Raw genomic sequence first — 15,059 nt, 5'->3', positions numbered from 1 at the left:
TCACGTTCAAGGGAACACCTGGCGCGCCTCAACAAGCGCCTCAACAGAGACGCTTGTCTTCTTAAGGGGTGATCAGCCCTTTGTTCTCAAACAACCATCAAGGAACAATGGTCAACGTCGGCGATGGGGTGACGCTCAGGCTCACCACGGTGCAACTGCCACTCAGGGTCTGGTTGGCAGCGGTCAGCACACCACCGCTGTAGCCCACGGTAATAGTCGAAGGGCCGCAATTGGAGGCTGGGTACAGAATCGAGCTGGCGATGGTATAGCCGACGTTTGTCACCGAACCGGCGGCAGGGCCCGTGGCAGTCAGGGTCCAAGGCAAACCGGTGATCTTCGGCAGCGCGCACAGGCCGCCACCGGTGACCGCGACGCCAGTGATCTTGGCCACGCCTGTCGCATCGACATTCCCGGTAAACGTGGCACCACAGTTAACGGTGGCCTGGAAGGACGAAGGCGACTTCACCGAGATGGTGCCTGGCGCGGTGAAGCTCGTGTTTACAGGACTGATGCTGTACGCGTTCGCCATCGAAGCAGCACCCATGCAAACAGCCAAAGCAGACAACGATACGAGGGTTTTCAAGCTTTTCATTGTTTTTCCTCACATGTTATGGCGAAGTCATTTCGCCGGGGGTAATGGCCATGAACGAGAGGTCACGGTGAATCTGCAGAACTTCCCTTTCCAGCCAAATCTCAATTCAATTACCGCTGTAACATCCGACGGTTATTCAACAACTTTGAAGTTCGGCGGCATCTTGATCGACACCGTCTTGATCTTGCAGTCTTCGCCAATGGGTACATTGGCGGCTTCCAACTTGCCGGTGGCGTTATCCCAAGTGCCATCAGCCGTCGAAGGTCCGCACTTTCCGCCCAGACCGAATGCATGCACGTCCACGCTGATCTTCGACATGGAACCACTCTTGGTGTCTTTGGCGACTAACACCCACGGCAAGTTGATGGCTTCCACGCGGCTGCACTTGAGGCCGCCGTCGAATTCCACTTTGTCGACATTCACCGATGAGCCATCGGCCGCGACCTTGCCGGCCACCTTGATGGTGCAGTCGGCGCTGATCAGCGCGCCCTTGGAGAAGCTGATGGGGCCTTGGGCGGTAAAGGCGCTGCCCGCCGGCTCGATGCGCGCAGCCTGGGCCTGGTGATAGGCAATCAGGCCCAGCGCGGCCAATACGATGTGGGTGGTGAACTTGGCAGGTGATTGCATGGTGTACGTCCTTCCCTTTAATTATTTTTGTTCGGGTCAAACCACTGTATTGCAACTCATTTTGTAAACCTTGGGCAAAAGCAGCCTGCGCGGCACGCAGGCCCCGAGTACGCCAACAACCGGTTACTTGAACTTAGAACGGTTTGGCGCTGTTACTGTACTTCTCCAGGTACTTCAACCGCTGTGAGGGCTGAAGGTTGGTCAGGGTGATATCCCCGGCGTAATGATTGAGTACGCGATGATCCATGCGCCGCCGCCACAAGTACGGTACATAGGCCCAGACAATCATGCTCGCGTAGCCATAAGGGAGTTGAGGTGACTCATCAAAGTGGCGCAACGATTGATAACTACGGGTCGGGTTGGCATGGTGATCAGAGTGCCGTTGAAGTTGGAACAGAAAGATATTGGTGACAATACGGTTACTGTTCCATGAATGCCGTGGCGAGCAACGTTCATAACGACCATTGGGCAACTTCTGGCGCTTGAGGCCGTAGTGCTCTACATAGTTCACTACTTCCAGCAGCGAGAAGCCGTAGATACCCTGGATGATCAGGAACGGAATCACCGTCGCGCCCAACCAGGCGATCATCGCGCCCCACAACACCACGCTGTACATCCAGGCGCTGAGTACGCCGTTCTGCCAGTGCCATGCCGGCAGACCAAGCTTGCGCAGGCGTTCGCGCTCCAGGTTCCACGCCGAGCGGGCGCTGAACCACACCGAGCGTGGCAGGAAGGCCCAGAAGCTCTCGCCCAACCGCGAGCTGGCCGGATCTTCCGGCGTCGCGACACGCACGTGATGGCCACGGTTGTGCTCGGTGTAGAAGTGCCCGTAGAAGGTCGGTGCCAGGGTGACCTTGGCCAGGAACACTTCCAGTGGGTTGGGCTTGTGCCCCAGTTCATGGGCCGTGTTGATCGCGATGCCAGTGGCGGCGCCGGTCGACATGGCCATGCCCAGGTAGGTGAACCAGCTCGGTTCGCCATGCAGTTGAGTACGTGCGGTGATGTAACTGGCGGCGTGGGACAGCCAGTTGGACGGCTCCAGGTTCGCGGCAGCCTGCAACAGGCCCCCCTGGATGATCCAGTCGATTCCGCCCGCGGCGAGCCAGCCGGTGATCACCACCGAGGAGATGACAAACACCACGCCGGTGTAGACGATCCAGCGATAGTAGCGTTGGGATTCGAGGTGGCCGACAGCAGATTCGGGCGGGTTGCTCACGTCTTCACCGAGCAAGCCATCGATCAATGGGATCAGGCCGAAGATGACCAGTACACCGACCCACCAGAGTTGCTGGGTACCGGTGCTGATGGCCAGTGCGCCGGAGAGCAACGGAGTGGCCAGGGGCAGGATGCCCAGCCACCACAGGTGACGCTTGCCGTCGGTCCAGATGCTTGGGGCTGCCAGGGTCTGATTCATGGCAGCCTCCGTGTCATGGGGGCAGGAAACAGGTTCAGGGAGCGCTGAGTGCTCCAGGAAATCAACCATGCGATAAAAGACGTTTTTTTCATTTTTATTCGCTCTTAGGCATTTCAAAAATCATTTCAAAATAAACATTGAAATATTTTTTTAAAGAAATAGCGCGGAATCGTTAGGTCGTCAACTACTTTTTCGAAGCCTTTTTTACGTGACCGGGCAGTCTCTTTTTCAGCTGTTTGGTCAGGTCTCTAGGGCAAGCATTTCGGACGGTCCAACCCGCAACGAGGGCCACGATTATTTGTTCGCCAAGGCAAACGGCGGGTGCAGGATCGAGGCGGTTTGTGCTGGCCGCGCACGCTTGGCCAACTGCTGCACCGCTTCCGCCACCCGTTCGGTGGCGGTGATCGGCAGCATATGCCCGCGCCCCTCCACCACTTGCAGCTTCAGGCCGGGCACCTTGTCGGCCAGGGCCTGGCCGTGTTTGCGAAAGTCCAGCACCTTGTCCCGTGCGCCGTAGATCAGGCTGATGGGCAGCGTCAGCTGCGGGTAGCGCTTGACCATGTCCGGCAGGTGGTCGTTGACCAGGGCGATCTCGCTGGAGGCCGCATAGAAGTTGTCAGGACGCATGCCCAACAGGCCGCCGCCACGGGTAGCGAAGTCCTCCGGGGCACTGTCCGGTGCGAACACGCCCTTGACCACCGAGCGTCTTGTCAACAGGCCCATGGGAACCGTCAGGGTGCGCGACACCCAGCGCCTGAGCCAGGCAGGCCGCACGGCCAGTGACCAGAACACCAGTGGCAAGGTCGGTTGAGGGTGCGTCAGGGGCGCCACCAGTATCAGTCCCGACACCGCATGGGGATGGTCGAGGGCCAGCGCCAGTGAAATCGCCCCACCGAGGGAATGCCCCAGCACCAGCGGTTTATCCAGGCCCAACGTATTGATAAAAGCCGCCACCTGACGCGCCTGGGCCGGCAAGTCTGCAGCAGTGCCTTTATGGCGCGTGGAATAGCCCGACCCCGGTCGGTCGAGGCTGATCACGCGAAAGTGCTCGCGCAACTGACCGGACAAGGCATAGGTCAGGTTGCGACTGCTGCCCATCAGGCCGTGAATCATCACCAGCGGCGGTCCCTTGCCTTCCTCGTAATAATGAAAGCGCTCGCCGTTTACCTCCAGAAAGCGTCCGTTGATCGGAACGGCGGCTTCGATACGCCGCGTCATCCACGTACTGAATCCCCACAACACGGCGCTCGCGCCTACCAACACAGCCGCAGCGATAACCCATTCAACAGCCATAGCTCGGTCCTCTGCATCCCTGCTGCCGGCGACCTGACCGGAATTGATCAAGGCCTCGGCCATCGTCCACACCCTGGACCCGAACGGCGTGCCTGTCCGTCGGACAAATGGCACATGAGGAACCTGGGACTAGCGTAGGCGATATTTTCAGGTAGATTATTTAAAATCTTTTTTAAAATAAGTAATTCAATTTTTCTTTGCAATGGTGTTCTATCTAAAAGACAAAACAAGAAAGGAGCACATCCGATGCCCACGAGGGACTGCTTATGAATGCCCAGAGTGATTCAATCGACATCGCCATCATCGGTTCCGGCTTTGCCGGCCTGTGCATGGCGATCAAGCTCAAGGAGGCCGGGTTCACCGACTTCTTTATCGCCGAACAGGCCGACACCCTCGGCGGCACCTGGCGGGACAATCATTACCCGGGCTGCGCCTGTGATGTGCAGTCCCATGTGTATTCGTTTTCCTTTGCGCCCAACCCGGCCTGGACGCGGCAGTTCGCGCCGCAGGCGGAGATCCGTGCGTACCTGGAGCAATGCGCCACGCGCTTTGGATTGGCGCCCTATCTGCGCTTCGGCATGGGCCTGGAGCGGGCGGTGTTCGACGAGCACCTGCAACGCTGGCAATTGAGCTTCAGCGGTGGCCGCCAGGTCAGTGCGCGGGTGCTGGTGTCGGGCATGGGCGGCTTGTCGCGTCCGGCGTTACCGGATATTCCGGGGCTCGATCATTTCAAGGGCAAGCGCTTCCACTCCCAGCAGTGGGACCATGAATACTCCTTGAAAGGCAAACGCGTCGCGGTGATCGGCACCGGCGCCAGTGCCATTCAGTTCGTACCGCAGATCGCGCCGCAGGTGGCCCACCTGGACCTGTTCCAGCGCACGCCACCGTGGATCATGCCCAAGCCCGACCGGGCGATTACGCCTGTCGAGCGCTGGCTGTTCAAGCACCTGCCCTTCACTCAGCGCTTGGTGCGCGGGGCTTTCTACTGGGCGCTGGAAGGCCGCGTGGTGGGCTTTGCCCTGCACCCAAGGCTGATGAAAATGGTGCAGAAAATCGCCCTGCGTCACCTGCACAAACAAGTAGCCCGCCCATCCCTGCGCAAGACCCTGACCCCGGACTACACCATCGGCTGCAAACGCGTGTTGATTTCCAACGACTACTACCCCGCCTTGTCGCGCAGCAATGTCGAGGTGGTCACCGATCGCGTGCTGCGCATCGAAGCCGACGGCGTGATCACCGCCGACGGCATCAAGCACCCGGCCGATTGCCTGATCTTCGGCACCGGTTTCCAGGCCAGCGATCCCCTGCCCCGCGACTGCATCATCGGGCGCGGCGGTGTGGACCTGATGGACACCTGGCAAGACGGCGCCCATGCCTACAAGGGCACCACGGTGCCTGGTTATCCCAACCTGTTCCTGATCGTCGGGCCCAACACTGGCTTGGGGCATAACTCGATGATCCTGATGATCGAAGCCCAGGTGACTTACATCATGGATGCCCTCCAGCACATGCAGCGGCACCGCATCGCCACGGTGGACGTCAAGGCGGCCGTGGAAAGCGCCTACAACCAACAGTTGCAAGCCAAGCTCAAGCGCACCATCTGGAACACCGGCGGTTGCCAGAGCTGGTACCTCGACCCGCGCACCGGCAGGAACACCACCTTGTGGCCCGGCTCGACCTGGCGCTTCAAGCAGGTGACCCGCCAGTTTGCGCTCAAGGATTACGTGGTCGACCAGTTGCCGGTCAACCTGCCCAGCCGCCCCGTGCCGGCCCCCCACTCCACCCCGGAAGGCAGCCTGTCATGAAGTCATTCAATGGCCGCGTAGCGGCAATTACCGGCGCCGCATCCGGCATGGGCCGCGCCCTGGCATTGGCCCTGGCGCGTGAAGGTTGCCAGCTGGCGCTGGCAGATAAAAACAGCCAGGGGCTGGAGCAGACCCTGGCGCTGATCAAGACCTCGACCCTGGCCCCCGTGTCGGTCACCACCCAGGTACTGGATGTGTCCGATCGCCAGGCCATGGAGGAGTGGGCCGCACGCTGCGTGGCCGATCACGGCCAGGTCAACCTGGTGTTCAACAATGCTGGGGTGGCTCTGTCGAGCACGGTGGAAGGCGTGGACTATGCCGACCTGGAATGGATCGTCGGTATCAACTTCTGGGGCGTGGTGCATGGCACCAAAGCATTTCTGCCATACCTGAAAGCCTCGGGCGAAGGCCATGTGATCAATACGTCCAGCGTATTCGGTCTGTTCGCCCAGCCCGGCATGAGCGGCTATAACGCCACCAAGTTTGCGGTGCGCGGTTTCACCGAATCCCTGCGCCAGGAACTGGACCTGCAACGCTGCGGTGTGTCGGCCACCTGCGTGCACCCCGGTGGCATCCGCACCGATATCTGCCGCAGCAGCCGTATCGACGCGAACATGACGGGCTTCCTGATCCACAGCGAACAGCAGGCCCGCGCCGATTTCGAAAAGCTGTTCATCACCGACGCCGACCAGGCCGCCAAGGTGATCCTGCACGGCGTGCGCAAAAACAAGCGCCGCGTGCTGATCGGCCGCGACGCGTATTTCCTCGACCTGCTCGCCCGTTGCCTGCCCTCGGCCTATCAAGCCCTGGTGGTGTTCGCCAGCAAGCGCATGGCGCCCAAACCGCGCACGCCGGTATTTGAAACCAACGACGAGCCCCACCTCTGAACAGGAGCACGCACTATGTTGCCGATCCGCCGTGACATCCATTTCGCCCTGCCCGCCGAGCGCATCAAGGACTGGCATGAACAGGGCCCGTTCATCACCCATTTCTTCAATGCCCTGTCGCTGCTGTTTCCCCAGGGCGAGCTGTTTTTCATGGACAGCGTGCGCCACTATCGCCAGGACATCGACGACCCTGCGCTTAAAAAAGAGATCCAGGGGTTCATCGGCCAGGAGGCCATGCACAGCCGCGAACACGTGGCCTACAACGACTTGCTGCAAGCCGCCGGGTTGCCGGCACATACGCTGGACCGGCGCTTGAAGTTCATCCTCGACTGGCAGAAAAAACACCTGCCTGCGTCCTTCAACCTGGCGGTGACCATTGCCCTTGAACACTACACGGCGATGCTGGCCGAAATCCTGTTGAGCGACCCGTCGCGCTTCGGCAATTCGCTCAAGGGCTATCAGCAGATGTGGTATTGGCACGCCCTGGAAGAAACCGAACACAAGGCCGTGGCGTTCGATGTATGGAACCGCGTGATCAAGCCCGGCCCCAAGCGCTATCTGCTGCGTACCGGCACCATGCTGACCACCACGGTGTTCTTCTGGCTGGTGGTGTTCGACTTTCACCTGCGCCTGCTGATTGCCGACCGCAAGTCGGGTGGGCACCTCAAGGGTTTCTGGCGCATGTTGAAGTTTCTGTATGGGCCGAAGGGTGTTTTCCCACGAATGCTGGTGCCGTGGCTGCACTACTTCAAACCCGGCTTTCACCCCTGGGACCACGACAATCGCGCGCGCCTGGCCGGGATCGATGGCCTGGTCGAGGAGATCGAGCAGACCCAGCGCGGGTATTAAGCCTGCGCCAAGGCGGCGCGTTCACGTACGAACCCTTCCAACTGATCGCCCGGCAGTGCCTTGCTGAAATACCAGCCCTGGATAATCAATTCGGCGCCGGTATTCAGGAAGGCCAACTGCTCGGCAGTCTCCACTCCTTCCACCACCACGCCCAGGTTCAGCGCCTCACAGAAGCGCAGCATGCCGGTCATCACCTGGGCGCCCTTGGGGTCGTGCTGGGCCACCACGAAGCTGCGGTCGATCTTGATGAAGTCCACCGGGAACTGGTGCAGGTAACTCAGGGCCGAAAAGCCGGTGCCGAAGTCGTCGATATACACCTTGGCACCGATGGCCTGCAGCTTCTGGATAGTCTGGCGCGTGACCTGGATATCACTGACCAGGGCATCCTCAGTGATCTCGACCGATACGTGCCCATGGGCCTGGGCCAGGATCTCCACCAGGCGTTCGCCGAAGGCGGCGTCGGTCAGGGTCGCGCTGGAAATATTGATGGTCATCGGCAGGGAAAAACCGAGTTTCTGCCACTTCTGGTACTGGCGAACCGCCTGGGATGCTACCCACACATCCACATCCGGCATCAACCGCGCCTGGGCCAGCCATTGCAGGAATTCCCACGGCGAATGCACCGTGCCCTGGGCGTCGCGGGCCCGCATCAGCGCTTCACACCCGGTGCACAGGCCTGTGCGGGTCGAGACCTGCGGCTGGAATTCGAGGTAGAACTCATAGTCGCTGATCTGCTGGATGCGGCTCAGTTCCACGGCCTGGCGCGCCAGGGTCTTGTGGGAGGCGAGTACCGGGTCCAGCTCGCGCAAACGGCCCTTTTCTTCAAGGCCACGGAAGGTCATGTCCAGGGACTTGAGGTACACCGTGCCCCCTTCACTGGCCTGGCGATGGATCGCCCGCACATACGGCGCGTACACCAGGGTGCCCAGGCCCAGCAGCGCCACTTGCAGCGCCACCGCCGCCAGGTCGCCGTGGGTACTCAGATAGGCATTGAGCAGCACCGGCGCGGTGAACGGCACGCTGACCACCGCCGGCGACACCCAGCCCATCTGCACCACCGTCAACGCCAGCATGGCATTCAACGCCGGGACGATCAGAAACGGTATGAACAAACGCGGGTTGAGGATGATCGGCAAGCCGAACAGCAGCACCTCGCTGACGTTGAACAGTGACAGCGGCAGGCTCGCCACCGCCAACAAGCGCATGGACTGGCTCCTGGAGAACAGCAGGATGGCCAGCAACAGGCACAATGCACCGCCCGAGCCACCGATAAACGCAAAGCTGCCCAACAGGCCACTGTTCAACACATATTTGACCGGCTCGCCCGCCGCCAGGGCCATGCTGTTCAGCACCACGACCTGATCCAGTACATCGAACAGCGGTTGCATGGCGTACACGCCGTGGATGCCGAAAAACCACAGCAGCGAATTCATCAGGGTCACGAACAGGCCGCTGCCGTAGGGTGACTCCAGCGCGTCCAGCACCTGGGGGCCTTGCAACTGCGCCACATACGGAATCTGCAGCAACAAGGACAGCACCACCACCAATGCCAGGGCAGTGATAGCGCCTGGCAGCACCATATTGATCGTGCCCCGCAGGTTGTGCCCCACCAGGTCTTCGTTGACCAGACGGGTCCAGCGGTAGCGGTGCAGCCAGGCAATTGCGGGAACGTTCAACAGCGGCGAGGCAATGGCGATAAACAGCACAAAGGTGGCCGAGGCCCTGGGGTAGTCCCGCAGGATGAATGTCGCCACCACCACATGGGCCAGGCACAGGAATGCCACGGGCAATTGGGGCAGGCGATGCTGGATCGCCAGCATGTAACCGATGGACGCGGCCACCAGCAGCGGGATCACGGAACTGATCTGGTTGTGCAGGCCGGCGAGGAACGCCACCACCTGCGGGTGGAAGCCAAGGACGCGAGCACATTCCGAAAGAATCAGAAAGCCCGCCGAGACCAGCAGGCAAGGCAGGATCCACAACAGCCCTTCGCGGATCGCCCGCAGCGATTCAGTGCTGGCCAACGCAGCCAGGCGTTGGGTGAAGAAAAGCTTGAACAGCGTTTGCGCCATGACCCATCCCTCTGCCCATCGCCCACTGTCCCTGCAAGGCAGGGCTGGAAGCACCGGCTAACGCTACACGTCCTGGCCCAATGAGCGAAAGCCTTTTGCCATTCATCTGGGGGAATTTCCGAATCGGATAACAGGCCAGGCCCTGTTTTTTCCAAACAGTTGAGTTTTATGATCCAGGCCAATCGCTCAATCTGCTTCAATGACGCCTATCCGCCCTCCCCCTGACCTGTGTTTGGAGTAAGCCTTTGTCACACCCCGGTGATAACCACCAGCGCGCGCTGGACAGATTCCTCGATGAACACCCCGATGTCGCCGCCGAACTGGATACCCTGAATCCGCTGGCTGCCCAGGCCAGGGGCGAAACCCTGGCCCAGTACCGCGCCGAACGCTTGCATGAAGCCTTTGAAGCACAAGCTGAACGCCAGGGCCTGTTTGCCTGGGAGCTGCCCCTCAAACTGACCGCCGATTCCTGTGAGGCCTTTGAAGCCCAGCGCCGTGAGGTACACAAGGAGGTGGCACAGATGGCGGGCCTGAGCTGGGTCGAGTACTGCCAACTGCACGACCTGCCCGGCTAACGCACTACCCCAGGAACCAGACACGGCGCCCGCAGCCCAGCACTTCGCGCAACTCGGCGACCGACACCGTGCGTTGTTCAGGATCCATCGCCAGAGCCGAAGACACTGCAGGCCAGCAATGCCTGGGCAACTGCCTCGGCCTCGGCAGCGGCTGATGCTGCTGACGTTCGCCGGGGCGCCGTCCTTCGGCCAACTCATAGAGCACACTGGCAACCCCGTACAGATCGGCACGGGGTGAGGGAAGCCCTCCGGCCATCAGCTCCGGCGCCGCATACGCAGGAGTCCAGGCATTCAGGCGACTGCGGCTCAAGCCGGGCAATCCGGCCCTTGCCTGCGCTTCAGCATGCCCCAGGCCAAAATCGAACAGCCGTATCCCCTGCTCCCCCACCATGATGTTCGCCGGTTTCACATCGCCATGCAGCACTCCTTGTCGATGGGTGTAGGCCAGCGCATCCAGCAGTTGCAGGGCGATGGGTTGCAGCGCCTGCCACGCCATCCCTTGCGGGCATTCCGGGAGCAGGCGGTCCAGGGTCAGGCCGGGCATTACTTCCATGGTGAAGAATGCCAGCTGGTGCGCCGTGTCGACCTCGAAAGAAAAGGCCCGGACCACATGTTCATGTCGCAGGCTCCGGGTCAGGGCGAACTCGCTGTACAGCAACACGTGGGCGTCGGTGGACGCACAGAGCGTCTCACCCAACAACTTCAGCGCCACGCGCGCGTCCGGTTCGCCAAACGCCTCATGCAGCAGATCCCGGGCACGATAGACCACCCCCATGCCCCCTGAACCGAGAATTCGCTCCAGCTGGTAGCGTCCCGCAAGCAGGTTCGGCGGACCGGCTGCGGCGTTCATGGCTGCACCACCACCGCAGTGAGGTCATCCAGCGCAGGTCCACGCAACACGTCGCTGAACAACCGCTCCACTACCTGCCCGGGCGTGCCGGCATTCATCGCACGCCCCAGTTGCCGGTGGCTGAGCCCCTGGTACAAGCCATCACTGCACAGCAAGAACACATCGCCTGGATGGGGACGCAGTTCCAGTATCTCCAGACTCAGCGGTTTTCCGGCACCAATGGCACGAGTCAAGGCGCGGGCGTCTGGATGAGCGCGGGCCAGTTCCAGGCTCACATGCTGTTTGTCCATCAGTTGCTGTTGCAGGGAGTGGTCCCTGGACAGCTGATACAAACGCTGCCCTCGCCAGAGATAACATCGGCTGTCCCCTGCCCAGACGCACGCCGCGCGGTCGCGCTCAAGCAACAGGACAACCACCGTACTGCCCATGACGCGTGCCAGGCCATCGGCCGCCTGCAACTGGCTGTCGAGCCCCCGCAGGCAGCGTTGGACGGCCTCGACCCGCTGGTCGAAGCTGCCTTGGCCTGGCAGCGCCGCGAGGCTGCTGACCACCCGTTGACTGGCCACATTCCCAGCATGGTGCCCTCCCATTCCATCGGCGACCGCCCAGCAACCGCGTTGCGGGCAATCGAGGAACCCATCCTCGTTACGCGCACGACGCTTGCCTTGCGCCGTGCGGCCAGCACTTCGCCAAGGGTGCGCGCGGTTCACAACTGCTCCGGCAGGCGGAAGCCGCGCCATGTGGCCATCTGGAACGGGCTGGGGCTGCGTTGGCTGGTGAGCAGGTAGTTGGCACGCAGGCCGGCCAGGTCGGCCTTGAGTATCTGTGCATCCCTGCCGCTGGCCGGCTCGTTTTGCATCAGTTCGAAAAGCCGGAACAACGACCAGGCTCCCCGGTCTTTTTCAATGCCCAGCGGTCGCTCGGTACCGCGCTCCAGTACCAGGCTGCTGCGCCCATTGTCCGCATCACTCGGCCAATGGAACGCCATGGGCACGATGGGACCGTGACGGTATTCCAATTGCTGATCGCCCACCCGCAGCGTCGCACGGTTGACGGCCTGGTCCAGGCTGTAGGGCGCCAGCGTGAACAGAACGGCCCAATTCCCCTGGTCTGCGCTGAAGAACCCCTGGCGAATGACCTGCGCGCGTGTCAGCTGGTCGAGCAACGAACGTGAAACAGGCAAGCTGCGGCCCTCAAGGCCACGCAAACGATAGCGGCTCCCCTCGACACTGACGAACGGCCGCAGGTAGCTGTCATAGAAGTGCTCCATCACCCCCCGTGGTTTGAAGAACGACTGGAAATCACCCAGGGCAACATCGCTGCCGGCGTCGGCATTGAAGGGGTAGCGGTGCCGGATCGCCTTCACATAAAAGCCATACACCTCACTCTGATAACGCTGGTTCACATACCCATAGGCGTCATCAAGCAGATGGCGCCAGGTTTGCTCGGCAATCCCGTCCAACCAGCCCTTGAGCGGCTGCGGCAAGCGAGCAGCAGCGTCACGCAGGTTACCCAACAGCGGCTGCTGTCCATCCATGCGTTGCCGGGCCATCTTGAATGCCGCGTGCTCGGGCGAACTGTCACGGTTCAGTGTCGAGACTTGCAAGTGCAACTCATCCAACAGGCGCAAGGCCTGGGTCAGCTCGGCCGTCGGGTTCTGCTCTTCATCCAGCAATTGGTGCAAGGGCTCGAAACGACGCAGCAATGCGCGCCGGGCAGTATCCGGCGGTGTTTGGCGCGGCAAGGCTCGGGTGAGCAAGCCGGACACCGGCGTGCCCAACTCAGCGACCTGCTGGTTCACCGCTCCAAACCGCTCATGGGTCGGCAGCAGTCGCGTGTGTTCACGCACTTGCCGCAACAGCAACACCAGCGCCGACTGGGCGGAAGTCAAGTTCGCAAGCTGCTGCGCATCGTGCCTCAGGTCGTCGCTTTCCAGCAGCCTGACTCGACCCAGCGCATCACTCCAGATGTCGGCGTACTCGCTGAAGTAACGCTGTTCCAGCGCCAGCATCAGCTTGCGCAAGTCCACGACACTGAGGTCTGCGGCCTCCCCAAGCACCCAATTATCCTGGGCGATGGCATTGACCAACTGTGGCCCCTGGCTCTCGAAAAACTGCAGGTATTTACGGGTATAGAAACCCGGGATGGGGGGCTCAACCCTCGAAAACGCCGGGCTTTCGGCGAGGCGCAAGGGTTCCAGGTGCCGCGCTTGCTCGCGCAGTGTCCGGTAGACCACCTCTACCATTGGCTCGCCGCGCAGCACCAGACGGGCCTGGGCGACCAACTCATCATTCAGCGGGGCCGAAAAACCCTGTTCAACGAGCCGTGCAACGTGTTCGTTCAGGCGTTTGTGTGTCGATGCATCCTCGATGTACCCAACAGTCCGCAGCCCCGCCACTTGCTCGGCCAACCAGGCCTTATCACGTCGCTCGGGCAGGTTGAGCATCAAGTAAGCGCGAAGGCTGTCCAGCAACTGCTCGCGATCACCCAGGCTGTCACGTACCTGTTGTTCGAGCCGTAGGGTCACGTAGGGGAGCAATTGCTGATGCAGGGCTTGTTCGTAGGCGCTGTTCAATGATGGCCGACTCAACTCGCCCTGATACAAGCCGCCCCGCTCAACCCAAGGTACCTGCGCCGCCGGTGGAAACACCTCCGTGGCCGCCAGGCGACTGTCCAACAGCGCGAGCAACGCCAGGCTGGCGTCCGCTTCGGGTTGGCCTACAGGCTTGGGGTTGATCAGCTCCCGCAGTTGCACCAGCCGCTGATAGTTGAATGCGTAACTGTGCGCCCACAGCGCCCCGGCCGTACCCACAACCAATGAGGCGGCCAGCGCCATCAACCCGTGGCGTCGACGTATGCGCTGTCGCTCCGGGGTACGCAGCCCGGCAAGACCGGCCTCGGCAAAAATCACCCGATTGAACAGGCCCTGGGCAAAATGGGCACGCACATCACCTGTCTTCGCACAGGTCAGGTAGAACCCGCGCAAGCCGTTGATTCGCTGATAGCGATGGGCGGCAAACGCACTCTCGATAAACAGGCAGACGAACTCGCCCAGGCGAGCGAGATGCTGAGGAAAGCCCAGCATGCGGCCTCGGCGCTCAAGGTTGCGCTCCTGATGCAAGCGCGGGATCAGCTCGGCCCCCACACGTTGCAACAAGGCGTCGAATGTTTCGCGCACCTCGGCGGTATCAGTGCCTGCCATGCCTGACACCAGGCGCTCACCCAGCCAGCCTTCTGCGGCATCGCCCTGCCGCGCATCAAAGAACTCGGCAAACCCGGCCAGCCGATCAAGCTGCGTCAGCACCAGATAAACCGGCACATCTACCTGCAGTGACTGCTGGATGTCCTGCAAGCGGTTACGCACATGGCGCGCGTGAAGCTCCAGGTCGTGTTCGTTGCTGCGCAGCAGCGTATCGACTGACAGCGTCACCACCACGCCATCGAGCGGCCGTGCCCTGCGCCATGACTTGAGCATGTCCAGCATTGTCGACCATCCCGCTGCATCGACACTGTGGTCGGGCTGGCTCAGGTATCGACCGGCCATCTCAACCACCACCGCGTCGTCGGCAAAACACCAGTCACAGTAAGAGGTGGCGCCTGGCGGCATCGCGTGCGTCCGGTCGAGCCCCGCCGGCAACCCGGCAGCGGCCAGCAAGTCGGTCTTGCCGCTGCCCTGCTCGCCAATCAACAGGAACCAGGGCAGTTCCTGGCGCGAACGCTCATTGCGCTCGACGTAGCGGTGTGAGGTTTTCAACGTTTGCAGCGCTTCCTTGAAGCGCCTGCGCACCTGCACCACTTCGTCATTGATCAACCCCTGCTGCTGAAGATGTTCCAGCTGCCCAGGCTGATCCAAACGCGCGGAGCGACGTGCCCCCACAACCACCATCGCCACCCCCCATGACAGCAGCATTGCGCTGATGGTCAACAAACGGGCCGTCGAACCCTGCCAGAAACGGTAGTCGTCTACCGCCAGCAACGGCCCGACAAACCACACCAGCAGCGCACCGGCCAGCACCAACAACAGGCTCCATACCCAACTCTCGCGCAGCACCTTGCCCACGCGTCTGAAGAATGCGTTCATTCATTGCTCCCAGC

At 61.4% G+C, this 15,059-nt stretch carries 12 protein-coding genes; 4 read left to right on the top strand and 8 right to left on the bottom strand.

Annotation, left to right across the window (positions count from 1 at the left end; all coding sequences use genetic code 11):
* Positions 1-97: 97 nt before the first annotated feature.
* The 4 genes from praB to K5K89_RS14135 all read right to left on the bottom strand — a co-directional run bounded on the left by praB (position 98) and on the right by K5K89_RS14135 (position 3,926).
* A complete protein-coding gene (gene praB / locus K5K89_RS14150; protein ID WP_071487970.1) occupies positions 98-592 on the bottom strand; it encodes an alkane oxidation protein activator PraB in 495 nt (164 codons plus the stop codon).
* A 132-nt stretch (positions 593-724) separates the two neighbouring features.
* Entirely contained in the window at positions 725-1,219 is a 495-nt protein-coding gene (praA, locus tag K5K89_RS14145) for an alkane oxidation protein activator PraA (RefSeq protein ID WP_071487971.1), read from the bottom strand.
* A gap of 133 nt (positions 1,220-1,352) precedes the next feature.
* On the bottom strand, positions 1,353-2,633 hold the full coding sequence (locus tag K5K89_RS14140) for an alkane 1-monooxygenase (protein WP_222541658.1): 1,281 nt from the start codon (positions 2,631-2,633) through the stop codon (positions 1,353-1,355).
* A 294-nt stretch (positions 2,634-2,927) separates the two neighbouring features.
* Positions 2,928-3,926 carry an alpha/beta fold hydrolase gene (locus K5K89_RS14135; protein WP_222541657.1) on the bottom strand — a complete coding sequence of 333 codons (999 nt, stop codon included), beginning with the start codon at positions 3,924-3,926 and terminating at the stop codon, positions 2,928-2,930.
* Between the two features lie 266 nt (positions 3,927-4,192).
* Between K5K89_RS14135 and K5K89_RS14130 the strand changes: the two genes are divergently transcribed.
* Genes K5K89_RS14130 through K5K89_RS14120 form a run of 3 tightly spaced genes read left to right on the top strand, consistent with a single transcriptional unit; the run spans position 4,193 to position 7,467 of the window.
* Positions 4,193-5,731 carry a flavin-containing monooxygenase gene (locus K5K89_RS14130; protein WP_222541656.1) on the top strand — a complete coding sequence of 513 codons (1,539 nt, stop codon included), beginning with the start codon at positions 4,193-4,195 and terminating at the stop codon, positions 5,729-5,731.
* The gene (locus tag K5K89_RS14125; protein WP_222541655.1) at positions 5,728-6,618 is read left to right on the top strand and encodes an SDR family NAD(P)-dependent oxidoreductase; all 891 of its coding nucleotides are present in this window, start codon (positions 5,728-5,730) and stop codon (positions 6,616-6,618) included. The genes K5K89_RS14130 and K5K89_RS14125 overlap by 4 nt, the downstream gene beginning before the upstream one ends.
* Before the next feature lie 15 nt (positions 6,619-6,633).
* Positions 6,634-7,467: a metal-dependent hydrolase gene (locus K5K89_RS14120; protein WP_092244265.1), complete on the top strand. Its 834-nt coding sequence runs from the start codon at positions 6,634-6,636 to the stop codon at positions 7,465-7,467.
* On the opposite strand, the gene K5K89_RS14115 is transcribed toward K5K89_RS14120, so the two are convergent.
* Entirely contained in the window at positions 7,464-9,539 is a 2,076-nt protein-coding gene (locus K5K89_RS14115; protein ID WP_071487976.1) for an EAL domain-containing protein, read from the bottom strand. The genes K5K89_RS14120 and K5K89_RS14115 overlap by 4 nt on opposite strands.
* Before the next feature lie 245 nt (positions 9,540-9,784).
* On the opposite strand from K5K89_RS14115, the gene K5K89_RS14110 reads away from it, so the two are divergent.
* Positions 9,785-10,114 (top strand): DUF6388 family protein, encoded by a 330-nt coding sequence (locus tag K5K89_RS14110; RefSeq protein ID WP_222541654.1) that lies wholly within the window; start codon positions 9,785-9,787, stop codon positions 10,112-10,114.
* Between the two features lie 4 nt (positions 10,115-10,118).
* Here the strand turns inward: K5K89_RS14110 and K5K89_RS14105 are convergent, their stop codons facing one another.
* The 3 genes from K5K89_RS14105 to tssM are packed head-to-tail and all read right to left on the bottom strand — an operon-like array spanning position 10,119 to position 15,045.
* Positions 10,119-10,964 carry a serine/threonine-protein kinase gene (locus K5K89_RS14105; protein ID WP_071487978.1) on the bottom strand — a complete coding sequence of 282 codons (846 nt, stop codon included), beginning with the start codon at positions 10,962-10,964 and terminating at the stop codon, positions 10,119-10,121.
* Positions 10,961-11,704, bottom strand: a complete 744-nt coding sequence (locus K5K89_RS14100; protein WP_083351459.1) for a PP2C family protein-serine/threonine phosphatase — start codon at positions 11,702-11,704, stop codon at positions 10,961-10,963. The genes K5K89_RS14105 and K5K89_RS14100 overlap by 4 nt, the downstream gene beginning before the upstream one ends.
* Complete coding sequence (tssM, locus tag K5K89_RS14095; RefSeq protein ID WP_222541653.1) at positions 11,671-15,045, bottom strand: type VI secretion system membrane subunit TssM; 3,375 nt, start codon at positions 15,043-15,045, stop codon at positions 11,671-11,673. The genes K5K89_RS14100 and tssM overlap by 34 nt, the downstream gene beginning before the upstream one ends.
* Positions 15,046-15,059 lie beyond the last annotated feature (14 nt).

Source organism: Pseudomonas sp. DR208, from assembly GCF_019823005.1.
Taxonomy (GTDB): Bacteria; Pseudomonadota; Gammaproteobacteria; order Pseudomonadales; family Pseudomonadaceae; genus Aquipseudomonas; species Aquipseudomonas extremorientalis.
This window is presented reverse-complemented; position numbering and strand designations above follow the sequence as displayed.